At 65.4% G+C, this 21660-nt stretch carries 19 protein-coding genes; 4 read left to right on the top strand and 15 right to left on the bottom strand.

Annotated features, from left to right (window positions below; all coding sequences use genetic code 11):
* The first annotated feature begins 226 nt into the window (after positions 1–226).
* Both msbA and K2O51_RS25870 read left to right on the top strand, forming a co-directional pair.
* The gene (gene msbA / locus K2O51_RS25875; RefSeq protein ID WP_245001963.1) at positions 227–1936 is read left to right on the top strand and encodes a lipid A export permease/ATP-binding protein MsbA; all 1710 of its coding nucleotides are present in this window, start codon (positions 227–229) and stop codon (positions 1934–1936) included.
* An 83-nt stretch (positions 1937–2019) separates the two neighbouring features.
* A complete protein-coding gene (locus K2O51_RS25870) occupies positions 2020–2610 on the top strand; it encodes a peroxidase-related enzyme (protein WP_011298681.1) in 591 nt (196 codons plus the stop codon).
* A 28-nt stretch (positions 2611–2638) separates the two neighbouring features.
* Here K2O51_RS25870 and K2O51_RS25865 read toward each other — a convergent pair whose 3' ends face one another.
* Positions 2639–3148 (bottom strand): hypothetical protein, encoded by a 510-nt coding sequence (locus tag K2O51_RS25865; RefSeq protein WP_140949062.1) that lies wholly within the window; start codon positions 3146–3148, stop codon positions 2639–2641.
* A gap of 362 nt (positions 3149–3510) precedes the next feature.
* Here K2O51_RS25865 and alr point away from each other — a divergent pair, with 362 nt between their 5' ends.
* Complete coding sequence (gene alr / locus K2O51_RS25860; protein WP_011298679.1) at positions 3511–4611, top strand: alanine racemase; 1101 nt, start codon at positions 3511–3513, stop codon at positions 4609–4611.
* 24 nt (positions 4612–4635) lie between these two features.
* Here the strand turns inward: alr and rng are convergent, their stop codons facing one another.
* The 8 genes from rng to K2O51_RS25820 form a co-directional block, all read right to left on the bottom strand.
* On the bottom strand, positions 4636–6096 hold the full coding sequence (gene rng, locus K2O51_RS25855) for a ribonuclease G (protein WP_011298678.1): 1461 nt from the start codon (positions 6094–6096) through the stop codon (positions 4636–4638).
* Between the two features lie 74 nt (positions 6097–6170).
* Complete coding sequence (locus K2O51_RS25850; RefSeq protein ID WP_011298677.1) at positions 6171–6773, bottom strand: Maf family protein; 603 nt, start codon at positions 6771–6773, stop codon at positions 6171–6173.
* Between the two features lie 89 nt (positions 6774–6862).
* On the bottom strand, positions 6863–7342 hold the full coding sequence (gene rlmH / locus K2O51_RS25845) for a 23S rRNA (pseudouridine(1915)-N(3))-methyltransferase RlmH (protein WP_011298676.1): 480 nt from the start codon (positions 7340–7342) through the stop codon (positions 6863–6865).
* A 47-nt stretch (positions 7343–7389) separates the two neighbouring features.
* The gene (rsfS, locus tag K2O51_RS25840) at positions 7390–8115 is read right to left on the bottom strand and encodes a ribosome silencing factor (RefSeq protein ID WP_220630944.1); all 726 of its coding nucleotides are present in this window, start codon (positions 8113–8115) and stop codon (positions 7390–7392) included.
* A gap of 42 nt (positions 8116–8157) precedes the next feature.
* Positions 8158–8877 carry a nicotinate-nucleotide adenylyltransferase gene (locus K2O51_RS25835; RefSeq protein ID WP_011298674.1) on the bottom strand — a complete coding sequence of 240 codons (720 nt, stop codon included), beginning with the start codon at positions 8875–8877 and terminating at the stop codon, positions 8158–8160.
* 10 nt (positions 8878–8887) lie between these two features.
* Positions 8888–9799: an oxygen-dependent coproporphyrinogen oxidase gene (gene hemF / locus K2O51_RS25830; RefSeq protein ID WP_011298673.1), complete on the bottom strand. Its 912-nt coding sequence runs from the start codon at positions 9797–9799 to the stop codon at positions 8888–8890.
* A gap of 176 nt (positions 9800–9975) precedes the next feature.
* Positions 9976–11244, bottom strand: coding sequence for a phosphoribosylamine--glycine ligase (gene purD, locus K2O51_RS25825; RefSeq protein WP_140949065.1), 1269 nt, complete (start codon positions 11242–11244; stop codon positions 9976–9978).
* A 78-nt stretch (positions 11245–11322) separates the two neighbouring features.
* Positions 11323–12048 carry a YebC/PmpR family DNA-binding transcriptional regulator gene (locus K2O51_RS25820; protein ID WP_011298671.1) on the bottom strand — a complete coding sequence of 242 codons (726 nt, stop codon included), beginning with the start codon at positions 12046–12048 and terminating at the stop codon, positions 11323–11325.
* A 197-nt stretch (positions 12049–12245) separates the two neighbouring features.
* On the opposite strand from K2O51_RS25820, the gene K2O51_RS25815 reads away from it, so the two are divergent.
* Positions 12246–13781 (top strand): helicase HerA-like C-terminal domain-containing protein, encoded by a 1536-nt coding sequence (locus K2O51_RS25815; protein WP_140949066.1) that lies wholly within the window; start codon positions 12246–12248, stop codon positions 13779–13781.
* A gap of 6 nt (positions 13782–13787) precedes the next feature.
* On the opposite strand, the gene K2O51_RS25810 is transcribed toward K2O51_RS25815, so the two are convergent.
* The 6 genes from K2O51_RS25810 to K2O51_RS25785 all read right to left on the bottom strand — a co-directional run bounded on the left by K2O51_RS25810 (position 13788) and on the right by K2O51_RS25785 (position 21453).
* Positions 13788–13970: a DUF3149 domain-containing protein gene (locus K2O51_RS25810; protein WP_011298669.1), complete on the bottom strand. Its 183-nt coding sequence runs from the start codon at positions 13968–13970 to the stop codon at positions 13788–13790.
* 148 nt (positions 13971–14118) lie between these two features.
* Entirely contained in the window at positions 14119–14769 is a 651-nt protein-coding gene (gene upp, locus K2O51_RS25805; protein WP_011298668.1) for a uracil phosphoribosyltransferase, read from the bottom strand.
* Positions 14770–14884: 115 nt separating this feature from the next.
* Complete coding sequence (locus tag K2O51_RS25800) at positions 14885–16198, bottom strand: MFS transporter (protein ID WP_220630943.1); 1314 nt, start codon at positions 16196–16198, stop codon at positions 14885–14887.
* A gap of 541 nt (positions 16199–16739) precedes the next feature.
* On the bottom strand, positions 16740–19646 hold the full coding sequence (locus tag K2O51_RS25795; RefSeq protein ID WP_220631683.1) for a c-type cytochrome: 2907 nt from the start codon (positions 19644–19646) through the stop codon (positions 16740–16742).
* A gap of 20 nt (positions 19647–19666) precedes the next feature.
* Positions 19667–20164: a (2Fe-2S)-binding protein gene (locus tag K2O51_RS25790; protein ID WP_041680023.1), complete on the bottom strand. Its 498-nt coding sequence runs from the start codon at positions 20162–20164 to the stop codon at positions 19667–19669.
* A gap of 128 nt (positions 20165–20292) precedes the next feature.
* Positions 20293–21453, bottom strand: a complete 1161-nt coding sequence (locus K2O51_RS25785; RefSeq protein ID WP_011298664.1) for an FAD-dependent oxidoreductase — start codon at positions 21451–21453, stop codon at positions 20293–20295.
* Positions 21454–21660: the final 207 nt, after the last annotated feature.

Here is a 21660-nt window from a genome sequence, read left to right as displayed (position 1 = left end):
CGCGCCGGAGAGTGCGGTGGCGAATGCGGTTACAATGGCTGCGTTTTTTGCGCCCCATTGTGGCGCTTCCGCCATGCGGGACAGCCTATTCCGGTAACCCATTGGCGATTCTCGTGCCACCCGCCCCCGGGTGCGCGTCGCATCTTTCACATTAAGGGCGGTAGTGAGTAATCCAGCTAAGTCCGAACAATCGGCCGGACACGACGTAAAGGTGGGCAAGCGCCTGATGGGCTATCTGCGGCCCGAACTGCGCATCTTCATTGCCGCCATCCTGGCCATGGCCGTGGTCGCGGCCAGCGAAGGCGTGATCCCGAAGGTCGTCAACGACCTGCTCGACAAGGGCTTTGGCGGCGAGTACGCCGGCAAGCTGTGGCATGTCCCGGCGATCCTGACTGGCGTGGCGCTGATCCGCGGCGTGGCGCAGTTCGCGTCGGGTTACCTGCTGAGCCTGATTTCGAACCGCGTGCTGCTGAAGATGCGCATGCAGATGTTCGACCGCATGCTGCATGCGCCGGCGCACTTCTATCACCGCAATACCGCGGCGTCGCTGATCAACGCCGTGATCTTCGAAGTCAACCAGGTGCTGTCGATCCTGACGAGCGTATTCATCACGCTGGTGCGGGATTCGCTGACCGTCGTCGCCCTGCTGATCTACCTGTTCTACACGAACTGGCGCCTGACGCTGATCGTGTCGGTGATCCTGCCCGTGATCGGCTACCTGATGTCGAAGATCAACCGGCGGCTGCGCCGCCTCAATCGCGATCACCAGACGCTGACCAACAGCGCCGCATACGTCGTCGAAGAGGCAGCCGGTGGCTACAAGGTCGTGAAGCTGCACGGCGGCGAAGCCTACGAGATGAACCGCTTCCGCAACATGGCGGACCGCCTCAAGAACTACTCGATGCGCATGGCGGTTGCCGGTGGCCTGAACCAGCCTGTGACGGCATTCCTGGCCGCGCTCGCGCTGTCGGTCATCATCACCATCGCCATGATCCAGGCGCAGGGCAACCAGACGACGATCGGCGGCTTCACCGGCTTCGTGATGGCCATGCTGCTGCTGATCTCGCCGCTCAAGCACCTGACCGACATCAACCAGCCGCTCACGCGTGGCCTGACCGCGGCCGAGCTGATCTTCCGGCTGATCGACGAGCCGGTCGAGCCGCAGGACGGCGGCGTGCGCCTCGAACGCGCCAAGGGCGACCTCGTGTTCGAGCGCGTGGGCTTCCGCTATGGCGAAGGCACGCGGCCGGCGCTGGAGGGCGTCGATATCCGGGTACCCGCCGGCGAGGTCGTGGCGCTGGTCGGTCCGTCGGGCAGCGGCAAGACCACGCTGGTCAACCTGGTGCCGCGCTTCTTCGATCCGACCGACGGCCGCATCCTGCTGGACGGCCATGCTATCGGCGATATCGCGCTGCGCGAACTGCGCAATCAGATCGCCTTCGTGAGCCAGGACGTGGTGTTGTTCAACGACACCGTTGCCGCCAACGTGGCCTACGGCGCCCGTTCGGAAGAAGAGATCGACATGGCGCGCGTGGAGCGTGCGCTGCAGGCTGCCTATCTGACCGATGTGGTGAAGAACCTGCCCGAAGGCGTCAACACGAATATCGGCGACAACGGCATGAAGCTTTCGGGCGGCCAGCGCCAGCGCCTGGCCATTGCGCGCGCGATCTACAAGGATGCGCCGATCCTGATCCTTGATGAGGCGACTTCGGCGCTCGATTCGGAATCCGAACGCCAGGTGCAGGCCGCCCTTGAAGCACTGATGGTTGGCCGCACGACGCTGGTGATCGCGCACCGCCTGTCGACGATCGAGAACGCCGACCGTATCGTCGTGCTCGACCATGGCCGCGTGGCGGAGCATGGCACCCACGAAGAGCTGCTGGCCGCCAACGGTCTGTACGCCGGGCTGCACCGGATCCAGTTCGCCACGCACTGATTCTTCTGGCCGGGCGGCTGCCCGGCTCGCGCGTTGCGCCTTCGTTACAATGGGGCGACAACAACGACGTGAGTGAGACAGCCATGACCCGCCCGGCCCATCCCATCAGCCGTTACCCTGTTCCCGAACTGGCGGCGCTGCCCGACGACATCCGGCAGCGCATCCTGGAAGTCCAGGACAAGGCCGGCTTCGTGCCCAACGTCTTCCTGACGCTGGCTCATCGTCCTGACGAGTTCCGTGCGTTCTTTGCGTATCACGACGCGCTGATGCTCAAGGATGGTGGCCTGACCAAGGGTGAACGCGAGATGATCGTGGTCGCCACATCGGCGGCCAATCAGTGCCTGTATTGCGTGGTCGCGCATGGCGCGATCCTGCGCATCTACGAAAAGAAGCCGCTGGTCGCCGACCAGGTCGCGGTGAACTACCTGAAAGCCGATATCCCGCCGCGCCAGCGCGCCATGCTCGATTTCGCACTCAAGGTCTGCAAGGCCTCGCACGAGGTCAACGAGGCGGATTTCGAGGCGCTGCGCGAGCACGGCTTCACCGACGAAGATGCGTGGGACATCGCCGCCATCACGGCTTTCTTCGGCTTGTCGAACCGGATGGCCAATACCATCGGCATGCGCCCGAACGACGAGTTCTTCCTGATGGGCCGCGTGCCCAAGAGCAAGTAAGTGCGTCCTTTCCCGCCGAGGTGCGCAATCAGCGGATCTCGGCGCAGTCTCCGTTCCTCGGATTGAACAGGACCGGCCACGCCTGCTCATAGATGCCCGGCGTGCAGCGCTGCTGGCAATTGGCGTGCGCTAGCGTCACGCGTCGCGGGTCCTGCCAGATCAGCAGTTTGCATTGCGTGCCGTCGGTCGCTTCCAGCACGATGTGCGGCGTCTTCTGGACTTGCTTGAAGTCCGCCAGGTCGAACTGGCACGTACCGCGCTTCGATACCCACAGCTTCCACTTCAGGCTCTTCACGTCATTCGAGACCACACGCATCACGGCGTCTTCGCGGAAGCCATCATCCTCGGTCCGCCGGCATGTGCCGGCGAGGCTGATATCGTGCGCGGCGATCGGTGTGGGGCGGGGCTGTTCGGCGGGCTTTGCTGCAGTTGATGCTGGCGGCGGTGGCGGGGGGGCCTTACGGGCGATCGGCAACTGCTCGCAGGCAGTGCACAGGAGCATGGCCATCAAACAGGGGGCCAGGTTCGCGGCTTTCATGCGGGTACCTCACTACGGAACGCCTGCGGCATGCGAACTGCCGGACCGGGGGGCTTGCGGATCGGATGGCGTTTACTGAGTTATAGCGGATCGCCAAAAACGTGTGGGGCGGCGGAGCCGTTGCGCGCATAGGTGGAAATACTAACCCTCGGGTCATGCGGAGTTCGTGGCCTTGGCGCATCGCCAGACATCGTAAGGCTTGGCAGAGGTTACTGAAAACTGGCGGAATTTCAGTAACAAAGCCTTTAAGGTGGCCGATACGATAGTCACTGTTGCCGGATCCGGATGAATTGTCAGTCAATTGTCCGGTGATCTGGCTACTGCGCGCTTCGCGGCGCTTTTCCGGCTATCCCGACAAAGACATGCCACGCCCCATCTCCGTCACTATTCACCGCGCTGCGCTCGCAAACAATCTGGCCGTTGCGCGGCGTCTCGCTCCCGCCTCGAAAGTCTGGGCCGTCGTCAAGGCCAATGCCTATGGGCACGGCATCGCCCGAGTCTACCCGGCCCTCGCGTCCGCGGACGGTTTCGCCTTACTGGATCTGCATGAGGCGGTGCAATTGCGCGAACTCGGCTGGACCGGACCGATCCTGCTGCTCGAGGGCTTCTTCGACGAAAGCGACATCGCGTTACTCGCTTCTTTGCGCCTGACCACGGCGGTGCATGGCGAGGAGCAGCTGCGGATGCTAGAGATCGCGTCGCGCGATGGCCGGCTGCCGCCACGGTCGATCGATATCTGCCTGAAGCTGAATTCAGGCATGAATCGACTTGGCTTTAGTCCCGAGAGTTACGGCGCGGCCTGGCGCCGCCTGCGCGATGTCGCGGCAGTGAAGTCGGTGACCCACATGAGCCACTTCTCGGACGCTGATACGCAGAAGGGGGTCGCCGAACAGGCGGCGATATTCCGTGCCGTTACACGTGGTCTGCCCGGTCAGATATCCATTGCCAATTCGGCGACCACCATGCGGCACGCGGATTGCCACGCCGATTGGGTGCGCGCCGGGATCATGCTATACGGCGCCGCGCCATCGGGCTGCGCGGCAGACCTGAGCGGCACCGGACTGCAGGCCGCTCAGACGCTCACGAGTCGCATACTCGGCGTGCAGGACCTGCTGCCCGGCCAATCGGTCGGCTATGGATCGCACTACGTGGCGACGCGCCGCCAGCGCATCGGCATTGTCGCGTGCGGCTATGCCGACGGTTATCCGCGTACAAGTTCGTCGCATGCGGATCACTTTGCGCCCGTTCGTGTGGGCGACCGGCTCACGCGCACGGTCGGGCGCGTATCGATGGACATGCTGGCCGTCGATCTCAGCGAGTGTCCTGAAGCCAACGTTGGCTCGCCGGTCGAACTCTGGGGGCGGCATGTTCCGATCGACGATGTTGCCGCGGCGGCGGGGACGATCGGGTATGAGCTGATGTGCGCGGTAGCGCCGCGTGTGCCGGTGGTCGTAGCGGACTGAAGGAGCGCGCGGAGGGGCAGAGGGCTACATCAGGATGATGTCGTACTGCTCCTGATGGAACGTAGATTCCACCTGCAGCGAAATCGGCTTGCCGATGAAGTCCCCTAGCATCGCAAGGTGCTGGCTTTCCTCTTCGAGGAACAGGTCGATGACTTCCTGCGACGCCAGAATGCGGAACTCGCGCGGATTGAACTGGCGCGATTCGCGCATGATCTCGCGCAGGATGTCGTAGCACACCGTGCGCGGCGTCTTGACCTGGCCCTTGCCCTGGCACACCGGACATTGCTCGCACAGCACGTGCGCGAGGGACTCGCGCGTGCGCTTGCGTGTCATCTCGACCAGGCCGAGCTGCGAGAAGTTATTGACCGTGATGCGCGTGCGGTCGCGCGACAGCGCGCGCTTGAGTTCCGACAGCACCGCTTCGCGGTGCTCGACATTCTCCATGTCGATGAAGTCGATGATGATGATGCCGCCGAGGTTGCGCAGCCGCAGCTGGCGTGCGATGGTGTGCGCGGCTTCGAGGTTGGTCTTGAAGATCGTGTCGTCGAAGTTGCGCGCACCGACGTAGCCGCCGGTGTTGACGTCGATCGTCGTCATCGCCTCGGTCTGGTCGATCATCAGGTACCCGCCCGACTTCAGATCGACTCGCCGCGACAGCGCTTTCTCGATCTCGGCGTCGATATTGAACAGGTCGAAGATCGGCCGCTCGCCGGTGTAGTGCGACAGCCGCGCCAGCACGGCCGGCGTGTATTCCTGCGCGAATTCCACGAGCCGCTGGTAGTTCTCGCGCGAGTCGATCTGAATCACGCCGGTGGCGTCGTTGATGAAGTCGCGCAGCACGCGCTGGGCCAGGTCCAGGTCCTGATAGAGCAGACTAGGCGCGGGCTGCGTGGTCGCGTTCTGGCGGATCGTCGCCCAGATCTTGCGCAGGTAGGCGATGTCGTTGCCGAGTTCTTCGTCGCTCGCTTCCTCGGCGATCGTGCGCACGATGAAGCCACCGCGCTCGTCCGCCGGCACCAGGCCCTGCACGCGGCTGCGCAGCGCCTCGCGGTCGACCTCGCCTTCAATGCGCTGCGAAATGCCGATATGCGGATCCTGCGGCAGATAGACGAGCGTGCGCCCGGCGATGCTGACCTGCGTGGACAGGCGCGCGCCCTTGGTGCCGATCGGATCCTTGATGACCTGCACCATCAGCGCCTGGCCTTCGAACAGGGTCTTTTCGATGGCGAGCTGGGTGCCGTTCTTGTCGGGATCGCGCGGATGCCAGATGTCGGCGACGTGCAGGAACGCGGCCCGTTCGAGGCCAATGTCGATGAACGCGGACTGCATGCCGGGCAGCACGCGCACGACTTTGCCCAGGTAGATGTTCCCGACTAGCCCGCGCGTCAGCGTGCGTTCGACATGCAATTCCTGGACAGCGGCCTGCTGCACGATGGCAACGCGCGTCTCTTGGGGCGTGATGTTGACGAGGATGTCTTCAGTCATGGCAGATGAAACGCGTTGCCGGTGTACCGGCGATGTATTGTGTGCCCCGGCTGGCCGGCCTCGGGACGTGCCGTTCAGAACCGCAGGCGGGCCTGTCTGAGTAACGCAGCCGTCTCAAACAGGGGCAGTCCCATGATACCTGAATAGCTGCCTTCAATCCGCTCGACGAACTCGGCAGCGCGGCCCTGGATGCCGTACGCGCCTGCCTTGCCGAGCGGTTCGCCGCTGTCGACGTACCGCTCGATCTCGGCCGCGGTCATCGCTCGGAATGTGACGCGTGAGATCGACAGCGCGTGATGCATGCCGAGCGTCGAGACCACGGTCACGGCGGTCAGCACGCGGTGCGTGGAGCCCGACAGCGCCTTCAGCATAGCTGAGGCATCAGCACCGTCGCCTGGCTTGCCCAGGATCTCGCCGCCGAGGCAGACCGTGGTGTCGGACGTGAGAATTGGCGCGTCGGGCAGCGCGCGCCTTTCGCGGCGGCGCAGCGCGGCCTCGGCCTTTAGTGCGCAGACGCGCTGGACGTAGTCGTCGGGCGTTTCGCCGGGCTGCACGACTTCCAATGCCTCCGCATCTTCTTCATCGTCGGCGAGCAGCAGTTCGTAGCGCACGCCGAGCTGCGTCAGCAGTTCGCGGCGACGCGGGCTCTGGGAGGCGAGGTAAAGGTAATCGTGCATCACGGCGGGCGAGTAAGATTTGGGGCGCGAGGAAGCCAGGGCGGCTGCTCAAGGCCCGCATTGTACTGCCGGCGCCGGGCCTGACCGGATCAGGCCCGATGGTAGGGATGGTTTTGGGTGACGGACCAGGCGCGGTAGAGCTGCTCGGCCAACAGCACGCGCACCATGCCGTGCGGCAGCGTCAGGCTGGACAGGCGCAGCAGCGTCTGGGCCCTGGCTTTCAGTGCCGGATCGAGGCCATCCGCCCCGCCAATCAGGAATGCCACGTCGCCGCCTTCGCGCTGCCAGTCGGTGAGCTGCCCCGCGAGCTGCACCGTGGTGAAGTCGCGGCCGCGCTCGTCGAGCGCGACGATGCGGCACTGTCGCGACAGCGAGCCGAGCACCGCGTCAATGCGTGCGGCTTCGCGCTGCATCACGGTGGCGGCGTTGTTGGACGACGAGCGGGTTTCGGGCTTGACCTCGCGCAGTTCGATGCGCAGTTCCGGTGGCATGCGCTTGGCATACTCGTTGAAGCCGGTTTCGATCCAGCCAGGCATCTTGTGGCCGACTGCCACGATGACCAGTTGCATGGGTGCGTTGCAGCGCGGCCATGGCCGCGCGAGCTATCGGATCAGGCTCAGGCCGAGCGCGTGGTGCGCTTGCGGGCGGCCGGCTTGGCAGCGGTGTTCTTGGCCGCCGCGGTACGCGTGGTGGTCTTGCGTGCCGTGGTAGTGCCTGCAGCCGTCTTGCGGGGGGCGGAGGCACGCGTAGCGGCAGTCTTCGTAGCCGTCTTGGTGGCGGTGGTCTTGGTCGCCGTGGTCTTGCGGGCCGGCTTGCGGATGGTGGCGATGGCGTCCGGATCGGTGTCCTCGTGGCCCATCGGCGGCGAGGGTTCCTTCATGCCTTCGGGCAGGCGGGCCAGAGCCGGGCGCAGGTTGCTCGCGCGGCGTGCGCGCGGGGCCGGCGCTTCGTCCTCGTCGTCGTCCATCGGCTCGCTGGCCCTGGGGAGGCCCTTGGCGGCGGCCAGCTTCATGCGCACCGGCTTGTCGCCCCAGATCTCTTCGAGGTTGTAGTACAGGCGCAGTTGCGGCTGCAGGATGTGCACGACGGCGTCGCCACAGTCCACGAGCACCCATTCGCCGGTTTCCAGGCCTTCCACCGCAACGATATGGCCGCCGGCTTCCTTCACCGTGTCACGCACCGACGCTGCCAGCGCCTTGGTCTGACGGTTGGATGTCCCGCTGGCAATCACCACCCGATCGAACAGCTCGGTCAGGTGGGTGGTGTCGTACACCTTGATGTCCTGCGCTTTGACATCCTCGAGGCCGTCGACGATGGCGCGTTGCAGTTTGCGAATATCCATGGTGCGTTCTTGTTCAGCTGAAATCGTTGGGGAGCGGCCAGGTCAGGACTGGCCTGAGGCGGGGCGGTAGAGCCCGTGGCTCGCAATGTAGTGTGCCACGCCGGCTGGCAGTTGGTCATCCGCAGGCTGGCCGGCGGCAAGGCGCTGGCGCAGGTGCGTGGAGGACAGGTCGACGGCTAGGGTCTGGTCGATCCACATCCGGCCGGAGGGCGTGCATTGTATCAGTTGCGTGTCCCCCTGGCGCGTTGCCAGCGCTTCCAGCACCGGGCCTTCGAGCTCCGACAGGTCGAAACGCGGGCGCGTGGCCGTGCACAGGTGCACGTGGGCGAACAATTCCTGCCAGCCGTGCCAGGTATGCAGGCGCAGCAGCTGGTCGGCGCCCATCAGCCAGCACAGCGAGGCTTCGGGGCCGTATTCGTCGCGCAGTTGCCGTACCGTGTCGATGGTGTAGCTGGGCCCCTCGCGATCCACTTCCATGCGGCTCACGCGGATCTTCGCGGCCGTGCCGGTCAGTGCGGCGGCCGCGAGCTCGGTCATGGCGAACCGGTCCGCGGCGGGCGTGACGTCGGCGCTTTTCTGCCAGGACTGGCCGGTCGGGATCCACACGAGTTCATCAAGGCCGAGATGGTCGATGCACAACGTGGCGAGTGCCAGGTGGCCAATATGAGGAGGGTCGAAAGTGCCGCCGAGGATACCCAGGCGGTAGGGGCGGGCGTCTTTGTCGGCTACGGCCGGCACGGCGTCTTGGTCGGTATGTGCCATACGGTTGCCGTCAGGCCCAGTCGCGCGCAGGCAGGAAGTCGGTGTACAGCGCGCTTTCCGCGCTGCCGGGCTCCGGCTTCCAGTCATAGCGCCATGACACCTGCGGCGGCATCGACATCAGGATCGATTCGGCGCGGCCGCCGGACTGCAGTCCGAACAGCGTGCCGCGGTCGAATACGAGGTTGAATTCCACATAGCGGCCGCGGCGGTACGCCTGGAAGTCGCGTTCGCGCGCCCCGAACGGCGTGTCCTTGCGGCCCTGCAAGATGGGAAGGTAGGCGTCCAGGAAGGCATCGCCCACGCTGCGCATCATCTCGAAGCTACGGTCGAAACCCAGCGCCGAAAAGTCGTCGAAGAAAATGCCGCCGATACCGCGCGCCTCGCCGCGGTGCTTGAGGAAGAAGTACTCGTCGCACCACTGCTTGAAGCGCGGGTACAAGTCATCGCCGAACGGTGCGAGCGACTGCTTGCAGGTGCGGTGGAAATGCGTGCAGTCGCCGGCATTGCCATAGTACGGCGTCAGGTCCATGCCGCCGCCGAACCACCAGACGGGATCGGCATCGGGCTTGACCGCGATGAAGCAGCGCACGTTCATATGCACCGTGGGCACGTACGGGTTGCGCGGATGGAAGACCAGCGACACGCCCATGGCTTCGAAGCTGCGGCCCGCCAGTTCGGGCCGGCTGGCGCTGGCCGACGGGGGCAGGGTGTCGCCCATGACGTGCGAAAAGCCCACGCCGGCACGCTCCATTACGGCGCCGCCTTCCAGGATGCGGGTGCGGCCGCTGCCGCGCAGGCGCTCGGTGGGCGGCTTTTCCCAGGCGTCGGTCAGGAACGGCTGTCCGTCGATGGCAGCGACGGCGTCGGTGATGCGGTCTTGCAGACCGAGCAGATAGGCACGGACTGCCTGGGAATCGATCATGGCGTGTAGGGGCGCGAGCCCCGGATGCAAGGGCGGCCGGGCTGGCAGTTGGCCAGCCCGGCCGTCATGAGGGTGTCACGATTGTAACGGCTGGCGAGCCTCTGGCCCGCGCGTGCCGTCGGAACGTGACCGGCCGCCCGGAGCCGCCCGGCCCCATGGCGGCGCCATATCGGCGGTCAGCGCTTGATGGCGCGGTAGCCGATGTCGGTACGGTATTGCATGCCATCGAAGCGGATCTGCTCCACGGCGGCGTAGGCGGCGCGTTGCGCAGCCTTGACGGTATCGGCCAGGCCGACCACGCACAGCACGCGTCCGCCCGTGGTCAGCAGCGTGCCGTCCTTGAGCGTGGTGCCGGCGTGGAAGGTCACGCTGTCGTCGGTTTCGGCTGGGATGCCGGTAATAGCATCGCCCTTGCGCGGCGCATCCGGATAGCCGTAAGCGGCCATCACGACGCCCAGCGCGGTGCGGCGGTCCCAGTCCAGCTCGACTTCGTCAAGCTTGCCCGACACGGCGGCGTCCATCACGTCGACCAGGTCGGTCTTCAGGCGAGCCATGATCGGCTGGGTTTCCGGATCGCCCATGCGGCAGTTGAATTCCAGCGTCTTCAGGTTGCCGTCCTTGTCGATCATCAGGCCTGCGTACAGGAAGCCCGTGTACGGAATGCCGTCCTTCTCCATGCCGCGCACGGTCGGCATGATGATCTCGCGCAGCGCGCGCGCATGCAGGGCCGGCGTGACCACCGGCGCGGGCGAGTAGGCGCCCATGCCGCCGGTGTTGGGGCCGGCGTCGGCGTCCAGCAGGCGCTTGTGGTCCTGGCTGGTGGCCAGCGCCAGCACGTTCTTGCCGTCGACCAGCACGATGAAGCTCGCTTCCTCGCCTTCGAGGAATTCCTCGACCACCACGCGCGCGCCAGCGTCGCCGAGCTTGTTGTCGGCCAGCATCATGTCGACCGCCGAGTGCGCTTCTTCCAGGCTCATGGCGACGACCACACCCTTGCCGGCGGCCAGGCCGTCAGCCTTGATCACGATCGGCGCGCCCTGCGCGTCGATATAGGCGTGCGCCTGGGCGGCATCGGAGAAGGTCTGGTAGGCCGCCGTCGGAATGCCGTGACGATGCATGAAGGCCTTGGCGAAATCCTTCGACGACTCGAGCTGCGCGGCAGCTTTGGTCGGGCCAAAGATGCGCAGGCCCTTGCCGCGGAACACGTCCACGATGCCCGCAGCCAGCGGCGCTTCGGGGCCGACCACGGTAAAGGCCACGCCTTCGCGCTCGGCAAACGCGGCCAGCACTTCCGGATCCGTCAGCGGAACATTCTGCAGGCGCTTGTCGAGCGCGGTCCCGCCGTTGCCCGGTGCCACGTACACCACCTGTAGCTTGGGGGATTGGGCCAATTTCCAGGCCAGCGCGTGTTCACGTCCACCCGAGCCGACAACCAATACTTTCATGATCCACTGCCAGAAAAGAAACGCATGCAAAAGGGCGGCAGCGTGAGTGTGCTGCCGCCCGGGGCTAATTCAGTCTAGTTATTCTTCAATGACCGCGTTGGTGAAGACTTCCTGCACGTCATCGAGGTTTTCGAGGGCGTCCAGCAGCTTCTGCATCTTCACTGCGTCGTCACCCGTGAAATCGACTTCGTTCTGCGGCTTCATCACCACGTCGGCCACTTCGGCCTTGAAGCCGGCCGCTTCCAGTGCCGCCTTGACCGCGGAAAAGTCGTTCGGCGGGCAAGTGACTTCGATCGAGCCGTCTTCATTAGTGACAACGTCGTCGGCGCCGGCTTCGAGCGCGGCATCCATCAGCTTGTCTTCGGGCGTTCCCGGCGCGAACAGGAACTGGCCGCAATGCGTGAACATGAACGCCACCGAGCCTTCGGTGCCCATGTTGCCGCCATGCTTCGAGAATGCATGGCGTACTTCGGCGACGGTGCGGGTGCGGTTGTCGGTCAGGCAGTCGACGATGATCGCGGCGCCGCTGAGGCCGTAGCCCTCGTAGCGGATTTCCTCGTAGTTCACGCCTTCCAGGCCACCCACCCCGCGCTGGATCGCGCGCTGGATGTTGTCCTTGGGCATATTGGCGTCCATTGCCTTGTCCATGGACAGGCGCAGGCGCGGGTTGGAGTCGGGGTCACCGCCGCCAAGCTTGGCGGCAACGGTGATTTCCTTGATCAGGCGGGTCCAGATCTTGCCGCGCTTGGCGTCAGCGGCGGCTTTCTTGTGCTTGATATTGGCCCATTTCGAGTGACCGGCCATGATTCTCTCCGAAGCGGAAAACGTGAAGTTATGCGGGAAGGCTGCAGCTTGCGCGCGCCGGTGTACACGGCAACGAACGGGCGCGCCGGGTGACGGATAGGCCCGGCTGCTGGCTATAATCAGCCCATGATTTTATCACGCGGCCCTGTTCGCGCCGCGCCTGTGGCCGCCTGCCACGCTTCCCGTTCCGAGACACCATGGCCGAACCTATCCTGATCGCCAAAAATGCCGAGCTTGAACTGGCCTTGCTGCCACAAATGGGCAACCGGCATGGCCTGATCACCGGCGCCACCGGCACCGGCAAGACCGTGACGCTGCAGACGCTCGCGCAGGGGTTCTCCCGGCTCGGCGTGCCAGTCTTCATGGCTGACGTCAAAGGTGATCTGACCGGCATTTCTCAGCCGGGACAGCCCAGCGACAAACTCAAGGCGCGGCTCGCAGAGCTGAATCTGCCCGAACCGGCCTGGGGCGGTTGCCCTACCACGTTGTGGGACGTATTCGGCCAGAAGGGGCACCCGGTCCGGGCGACGATCTCGCACATGGGCCCACTGCTGCTGTCGCGCATGCTGGAACTCAACGACACGCAGCAGGGCGTGCTGAACCTGGTGTTCCGCATTGCCGACGCGAACGGCCTGCTGCTGCTCGACGCCAAGGACCTGCGCGCGATGCTTCAGTATGTGGGCGACAACGCGGCCCAATTCACGACCGAGTACGGCAATATCTCGGCGGCTTCCATCGGTGCCATCCAGCGCGGGCTGGTCGCGCTGGAGTCGCAGGGCGCGGACGTGTTCTTTGGCGAGCCCATGCTCAACCTGGAAGACTTCATCCAGACCGAGAAGGGCCAGGGCGTGGTCAACATCCTGGCGGCCGACAAGCTGATGAACTCGCCCAAGCTCTATGCCACGTTCCTGCTGTGGCTGCTGTCGGAGCTGTTCGAGAAGCTGCCAGAGGCCGGCGACCTCGACAAGCCCAAGCTGGTCTTCTTCTTCGACGAGGCGCATCTGCTGTTCAACGACGCGCCCAAGGCGCTGCTCGACAAGATCGAGCAGGTGGTGAGGCTGATCCGCTCCAAGGGCGTCGGCGTGTACTTCGTCACGCAGAACCCCGTCGATATTCCGGACACCGTGCTGGGCCAGCTCGGCAACCGGGTGCAGCATGCGCTGCGCGCGTTCACGCCGCGCGACCAGAAGGCGGTCAAGGTCGCGGCCACGACCATGCGCGCCAATCCGAAGCTCAACCTCGAAACGGTGATCGGCGAACTGGGTGTGGGCGAGGCGTTGGTGTCGCTGCTCGACGCCAAGGGCACGCCGGGCGTGACCGAGCGCGCATGGGTGCTGGCGCCGGGCAGCCGCATCGGCCCCATCACGGAGGACGAGCGCAAGCAACTGATCGCGACGTCGCTGGTGGCAGGTACGTATGAAAAGGCGATCGACCGGGAATCGGCCTACGAGAAACTGCGCGGCGGTGTGGCGTCGGCGGCAAACGGTGGTGGCAACGGCGGCACTTCCGTGCAAAAGCCGACAGGCGGCGCGCCGGCCGAAGAGGGCGGCTGGCTTGGTACCGCCGGCGAGATCTTCGGCTCGCTGACCAAGGGCACGGGCAAGACCGGCCGTGGCGATTCCATCCTCGAGTCGATGGCCAAGTCCGCCGCACGCACCGTCGGTTCTCAGGTCGGCCGCGAACTGATCCGTGGCGTGCTGGGCAGCCTGCTGGGCGGCGGCAAGAAGAAGTAAGCCCGTTCAGTGCGAGCCGGCCTGCGACGCAGGCCGGTTTCCCGCGGCGGCCTTCGCTGCTGCCGCGTCTTCGCGCATCTTGCGGCTGAACATCCGCGCGAAGAACCACGCCATGCCAATGATGAAGACGATCACCCCGAGGCTCATCAGCCCGGTACCGGTCGTGAACAGGATCTTGAAGGCTTCCATGCGGGTCTCCCTTTGAGATGGTGACGTTTTGCGGCGATAGCCGTATCACGTCGAGTGTAGGAAGCCGCACCGGGTGGGCTATTGAGTAGGATCAAGCCACGCCGGCATGGGAAAAAAATCAGGCGGGCCTTTCCGGCCCGCCGCAATATCAGTTCTTGGTACCGAACAGCCGGTCGCCCGCGTCGCCGAGGCCCGGCACGATGTACGCGTGGTCGTCCAGGTGGCTGTCGAGCGACGCCACGTACAGCTTCACGTTCGGATGCGCCTTGTGGAATACCTCCACGCCTTCGGGCGCAGCGACCAGTGCGACGAAAGTGATGGCTTCGTCCTTCACGCCGCGGCGCTTTAGCACGTCCACGGCATGTGCGGCCGAGTAACCGGTGGCCACCATCGGATCGCACAGGATAAAGCTGCGGTCTTCCACGTCGGGCAGGCGCACCAGGTATTCCACCGGGCGGTGCTGCTCGTCACGATACACGCCGATATGGCCGATGCGTGCCGACGGGATCAGTTCGACCAGACCATCGCTCATGCCTACGCCCGCGCGCAGCACTGGCACGATCGTGAGCTTCTTGCCTGCGATCACCGGCGCTTCCAGCGGCACCAGCGGCGTCTCGATATGCCGCGTGGTGAGCGGCAGGTGGCGCGTGATCTCGTAGCCCATCAGCAGCGTGATCTCGCGCAGCAATTCGCGGAAGGTGCGCGTGGACGTGTCCTTGTCGCGCATATGCGAGAGCTTGTGCTGGATCAGCGGGTGGTCGAGGATGTACAGGCTGGGGAAACGCGGATCTTGTTTCATGGCGGCGGCGATGGCTCGGCGGCAGGAGGGGGAAGCGGGCGGCCCCGATCTTGTGGACCGGGGCGCCGCGCCGTTGTAGCGGGATTGTAATGGAAGCCGACCGCCGCGCCGTGCGTCAATCGAGCGCGCGATCCTTCGACTCGATATCGACCATGTAGATCGCGAGTGCTGCCACGGCCAGGCACGTGGACAGCAGCACCAGCGCAAGCGTGAACTGCGTGGCCATGACCGGCGCGACGATGGCCGGTGCGAACAGGCCGCCGAAACGTGCCATGGCGCCTGCGGTGCCCATGCCGCTCGCGCGCAGGTCGGTCGGATACACCTCTGGCGTGAAGGCGTAGAGCGCGCCCCAGGTGCCGAGCAGCGAAAAGCTCATCAGCAACGTGGAGCCGACGACAAGCGCCGGGGACTGGCCCAGGCTGTACAGCATGCAACCAGCGGCGCTGAGCAGCAGGAAGCCGATCAGCGTCGGCTTGCGGCCCCAGCGTTCGACACCATGCGCAGCCAGCGCGAAGCCCGGCAGTTGTACCAGCGCGAGCAGGATCAGGAAGACCTGGCCGCGCATGAAGCCGAAGCCCTGGCCCGCCAGCTTCACCGGCAGGTAGACGAAGACGCCGTAGTAGGCGATCGAGATCAGCGCCCAGGCCACCAGCAGGCTGATGCTGCGGCGACGGAAGCCGCTCGCGAACAGCGCCAGCACCGACTTGCGCTCCATCTGCTGGGGCTCCAGCGCGCCGATTTCCACTGAAACGCGATTGGCGGTGGCCACGCGCTGCAGCACCGCGCGCGCCTCTGCGGAACGTCCCGACTTGTTCAGGTAGAGCGGAGACTCCGGTACGAAGAAGCGGCACACCACGCCGACGAGTGCCGGGATGCCGGTGACGAGAAAGATCAGGCGCCAGGCCGCATCGCCGCGCGAAACAGCGATCAGTGCCAGCACGGCAAGCAGGATCGTGCCGATCGCCCAGAACGATTCCAGCAGCACCAGCCAGCGGCCACGACGGTCGCACGGCAGGAACTCGGCCATCATCGTGTAATCGACGGGCAGTGTGCCGCCGACGCCGATGCCGGTCAGGAAACGCAGCACCAGCAGCCACTGGAAATCAGGTGCGAACGACGAGGCCACGCCGCAGATGGCGTCGATGACCACGGCCATCATCAGCACGGGGCGGCGGCCGATCCGGTCCGCCAGGCGGCCGAACACGAATGCGCCGATCAGCATCCCGACAAAGAACATCGTGCCGGATTGCAGTGCCGTCGGCACGGGAATGCCGAACGTCTTGGCGATGGACGGCGCCGTGAAGCCGATCGACAGCACCTGCATTGCGTCGGCAAGCCACACGAGGCCGAAGATCACGAACAGCCGGTACTGGAACCGGCCGACGCCGGCCGCGCGGATGCCCTGCTCGATGGTGATGGTTGGAGACATCGCTGCCCTCGTGCTTGGCTGTGGGGCAGAGCTTATCGCAGCTTCGGCGATGGGCGTGGATGGCATGGATGAAATGGATGACGACATGTTGTCTACCTGTCTGTAAAGGCTAATTCCTGAACTCGGAAGCGCACGTCTGTCGAAGCAGGGCCGGACCGCGGCTACGGATGCGTGGTGCATTGACTGCGGGATGCAGTTTCGCCGGTTTGCTGCGAAGCGTGGGGGCTACTTGAATCTGGCGAAGCGAGAACTATGCCGGGAGTCCTCGCACCCTGCGGGCTTGGTACGAATACGTCATCGTCGCTCCTGTTTGTCTACCCTGGGTGGATTTCTGGTCTTGTATTCATCATCGCGCGCGGTTCACGGTGGCTCCGTTCTTGTGCCCGAATGCACCGCCGCACGCTGCTGTCGCACTCATGTAGTGCGCACTACATGATCGTTCAGCGTAAGCTACATGAAAAGGGCCGGCAAGGCCGATCTGCGGTTTTCTCCTTGGGGTTTTCCCGCGCGACGTAACGTGCGCAGGAAGGTCTCGGCTAACTCAGTGAGCAGGCGCTGCGCGCAGGCGCGCGACGGTGGCTTCCACGTCCTGCCACGCGGGTTTGTCGGGGGCAAAGCGCGCGCGCAGGTATTTCGTGAGCGCCACGATTTGCTGGTCATCCAGGCTGTCCGAGTAGGACGGCATGGCGCCGAGCGTGCTGTTCGGCGGTGCCGGCATGCCTTGCAGCAGCACCTGGATCACGTTGTCGGGCCGGTCGCTGTGCAGGTTCGTGTTGAGTGCCAGCGAAGGCTTCACGCCAAACTGCCGCATGCCCTGGTCGGACTGGTGGCACACCGCGCAGGCGCTCTGGTAAAGGCGCGCAGCGGGACCGCCAAGCGTAGTGGCTGCCTCTGCGCTGTGCTGTTCGTATTGCATGGCCTGCGCGGTAATCTCGGCGGGTGCCGGCGGCGGCGCGCTGAACGATGCAACGTAGTGCGCAATGGCCCGCACATCGGATTCGGGCAGCAGTGCGAGTTCTTCGACCACGGGTGCCATCGGCCCCGCAGCGGCGCCATGATGCACGGCGTAGCCGCCGCGCAGATAGGTGAACAGTGCATCTTCGGTCCACGGCACCGGCGCGCGCGACAGCGCGGTCAACGCAGGCGCTTCCCAGCCTTCGGCCGTGCCGCCGGTCAGATAGTGTCGGCCGCCTTTTTCACCGCCAAGCGGGTTGCGTGGCGAATGGCACGCGCTGCAATGGCCGAGGCCTTCGGCCAGGTAGGCGCCGCGGTTCCATTGCGCCGACCGCGCAGCATCGGGTTGAAACTGCTCGTTGCGATGGAACAGCAGGTTCCAACCCGCCAGCAGCGGACGAATATTGAACGGGAAGGCCAGTTCGGTGCGCGGCACGTCGGCCTTCACCGGCTCGGACGACATCAGGTAGGCATACAGCGACTGCATGTCGGCATCGCTGATCTTCGCGAACGCGGTGTACGGGAACGCGGGATACAGGCGGCGGCCATCGCGGTGTATGCCTTCGCGCATTGCGCGCTCGAATGCCGCGAACGACCAGTTGCCGATGCCGGTTTCGACATCGGGCGTGATGTTGGTGCTGTAGACCGTGCCGAACGGTGTTTCCAGAGCCAGACCACCTGCGTTTTTGACGCCGCCTGGTGCCGTATGGCAAACCGCGCAATCGCCTGCCGCAGCAACCAGTCGGCCACGTTCCAGTGTGGCGGCAGAGTAGAAGCCCGGTTCCTGTGGCGTCACGGGCGCGATCGGCGCGCGCCACGGCAGTACCGTAGCGCACAAGCCAGCCGCCGCGGCAGCCGCTGCGGCGAACCAGCCACGTTTGCTGCGCCGCTTCTCGGGTTGTTGCGCGTCCAGCGCCCGCCGGATCCGGTCTGCGCTGAAAGGCGGTTCGCGCAGGCGCACGCCGGTGGCATCGTAGATGGCGTTGGCGACTGCCGCCGCAGCAGGCAGCGTGGCGGCGGGACCGGCAGCCAACGTGTTGCCCATAGCCAGCGTCCCGGCCACGCGGATCTCCGGCACGTTGATGCCGGTCACGGCCGGCAGTGCGCTGTCCGATGTTTCGGGCAACTCGGCAGGCCATGCATCGAAGTCCGGCGATTGCGCTGTCAGTTGCCGCGCGGTTTGCGCGACCATGGCTTCCAGCGCCGGCGATACAGGCGTCGAGCGTGCGGGCACGGCTGCTTCACTGTCGTGTCCCACGGTCACGCGCGTCACGGCGAGTTCGCCAGTGTTACCGTCGACCTCGACTTCCGCAACCCAGGCAGACCAGCTTTGCGCAGTATCGCTTTCGGCCGTTTGCGCATAGGCGAAGCCGCGCCCACGGCGCACATTGCCGCCGCGCGATGTCCTGGCTCCCGGCGCCGACGGTACCCATCCCGCGCGATCCGCGACTTCGCGGACAAGCGCCGCGCCCCGCGCGTCGTCGAGGTGTCCGAGTCGCAGCGCTACCGGATCGGTGCTGGCGCTGGCGGCAATCTCATCGAGATGCGATTCCCGGGCGAACACTTGCGCGCGGGCGTCCGCGAGCGACGCGCCGGCTGCATAGGGCCCGGCAGCGCCAATGTCGATATTGGGAATGCGATAGGGCGGAAGCACGTGATCTGCGGCTTCGGTGTCGGCGGCTACATCGGCCACCGGCGCGGCCGTGCGGGTCAGCCACAGCGCGAGCGGCACGGACGGGGCAATGGTGCCGCCCAGCGTTGCGGCGTAGGCGTCGATGTTGGCGCCGCCGCGCGCGCTGTCGATCTGCCAGTGGAGCATGGCGTCGGCCAGGCCAACGTCGTCAGCGGTGATGGTCCGGCGAACGCAAGCGCCTGTGGCATGCGCGAGCAGCGCGGCGTCGGCGGCAGCGTGATGCGCAAGCAAGCCGGCGTCGGCGGTGTCGTCCGCATCTTGCCAGCACACCAGCGTGATCTGTTGTTCAGTGATGCCAAGCAGCGCGGCCAGTTCGGCACGCAACCCGCCCGGGCGAGTGCTCGGCAGCCAGACGCGCAGCGCGCCGTCTCGCCAGTCGGCGATCGCCGTGCACGTTGCAGTGGTCGCCTGCATGCCCGCCAACGGCCATTGATAGTGCTGCGCTTGCCGGGCGTGCGATTGTTCGAGCGCGGCGGATGCATTGCCCCGCTGCGCCAGCGTCTCTCGACGAACGGGGGAGTTTTCCGCCGCAGGCGGCGCCGCCCAACGCGCCTGCAATGCAGCGATCCCCTGTGCAGCTTGTTCTGCCGAATCCGCTACTGCGGCGGCGAAATTGTTGCGTATGACCACGGCACGCACGCCCGGCATGCCGGCTGCAGCGTCGCGGTTCGCTTCGAGCAGCCGCGCTACCAGCGGCTGGCCACCGGCCCAGCGCAGTCCGGGCGGTCGCAACACATGTGCGGCCAGGCATTGCGCAAAGGGTGGCCGACTGTCCGTCATCGCAGGCGTGGCGGCAGTCATGCGGGGCGCCAGCGCGTCGGTCACCGTTGTGCTCCTTGCGCATGCTCGCGCTGCAGCACGGCGGCGCGCTGCACCGCACGCACGATTTCCACGTGTGTGCCGCAGCGGCACAGGTTAAAGCGCAGCGCCTCGAGGATCTCCGCTTCGCTCGGGTCGGGGTTGTCGGCCAGCAGCGCCTTGGCGGTCATGATCATGCCGTTGAGGCAATAGCCGCACTGCGCGGCCTGCTCGTCAATGAATGCCTGCTGCACGGGGTCGGCTTGTGCGGCTGTGCCGAGACCCTCCAGCGTGGTCACGGCGTGGCCCACCACCGCCTTCACCGGCAGCACGCACGATCGCGCGGCGGTGCCGTCCACCAGTACCGTGCACGCGCCGCACTGCCCCAGTCCGCAGCCATACTTCGGGCCATTGCAGGCCAGGTCGTTGCGCAGGATATAGAGCAGCGGCGTGTCTGGCGCCACGCAGAGCGTGTGCTCGGCGTGGTTGACATGGAGCGTCAGCGGGCGGGGCGCGTTCATCGGGGGCAGGGGGCGGTTTTGAACATCACGCATCGCTGCGTCGCGCCCCTTCATGGCGAGGGGCTGCGGCGCTTCGGACCCGCACGGCGGCAAGGCCGCCATGCAGGCAGTTCGGTTTCAGGCGGACATCATGCCGCCGCCGACAGCGGCGTGCGTCCGGCCGAGACCAGCGGCACGTTGTACACATCGTAGCCGAAACACCAGTCGGGATTCTCGTTGGTGCGCAGCCACGTGTTGTTGTGCGAGACCAGCTGGACCTTGCTGGCGCGTTCCGAGCGGTTGGCTTCGTACAGCGCGAACGCGGCGGCGAAGTCGTCCGTGCCGGCCTCGGTAAAGCAGCGGGTCAGCATGGCCGCGTCCTCGATCGCCATCGCGGCGCCTTGCGCCATGTGCGGCTTCATCGGGTGGCAGGCGTCGCCGAGCAGCACCAGGCGGCCGCGGCTCCACAGCGGCAGCGGATCGCGCTCCAGCAGCGGCCACTTGGTCACTTCGACGGTGCCTTCGATCAGCGACTGCACGCCCGTATGCCAGCCGTCGAACGCCGCGCGCATTTCCTCGATGCTGCTGGACACCCAGCTCTTGCTCATGTCCCACTCGGGCTCCGGCACGCCGGTCACGTAGTAGATCTCGTCGAGCTTGCTGGTGTCGAAGTACACCATCATGTGGCGGTCATCCGACCACCACTTGGTGCAGCGGTCATGCGTAAAGCCCTTGACGCGCGAGATCGGGAACACCGCACGATGCGCCACGTAGCCCGTGTACTTGGGCGGTTCCGCGCCGAGCAGCGTTTCGCGGATGCGCGAGTTCACGCCGTCCGCGCCGATCACGATATCGGCCTCATCGACCGTGCCGTCGGTGAAGCGCAGCTGCACGACATCGCCGTGGTCGGTCACGCTTTCGAGCTTCTTGTTGAAGAACAGCGTGCCCGGCGCCACGGCATCGGTAAGCAGCTTGTGGAAGTCGCCGCGGTGCACGGTCAGGTAGCTCGCGCCGTAGTGCTTCAGTGCGTAGTCGCCCAGCGGAATCTGCGCGACCACCTCACCGCTGTCCCAGTCGCGGCTGTACCAGAAGTCCGGGTGGCAGCCCATGTCATTGAGCGCGTCCTCGATGCCGATGCGCCGCATGATCTTCATGACGTTCGGCCCCACGTGGATGCCCGCACCCAGACGCGAAAACGCCGGCGCCTGTTCATAGAGCCTGACCTGGAAGCCTGCCCGCTGCATCAGGGCGGCGGCGGCCGTCCCTCCGAGTCCGGCGCCGATGATTGCGATTCGCGTTTTGCCTTGCACGTTCTTTCTCCTGGCAATGACACATGGGTCGATGAGTGTGAGGGCCGTTCTCGGCCAGTTGTTGAAAACGAGTGTACACACTCAAAAATGCGAGGTAAAGATAGATTTTCTTGAACCTATGGAAAACCCTTAGGTTGATGTGATGGAAATAGCATGATGCTCTGAGACGGCTAAATCATGCGCGAATATGGGGATTTATATGTTCAG

Source organism: Cupriavidus pinatubonensis (assembly GCF_019602855.1).
In the GTDB taxonomy this organism is placed as follows: domain Bacteria; phylum Pseudomonadota; class Gammaproteobacteria; order Burkholderiales; family Burkholderiaceae; genus Cupriavidus; species Cupriavidus pinatubonensis.
This window is presented reverse-complemented; position numbering and strand designations above follow the sequence as displayed.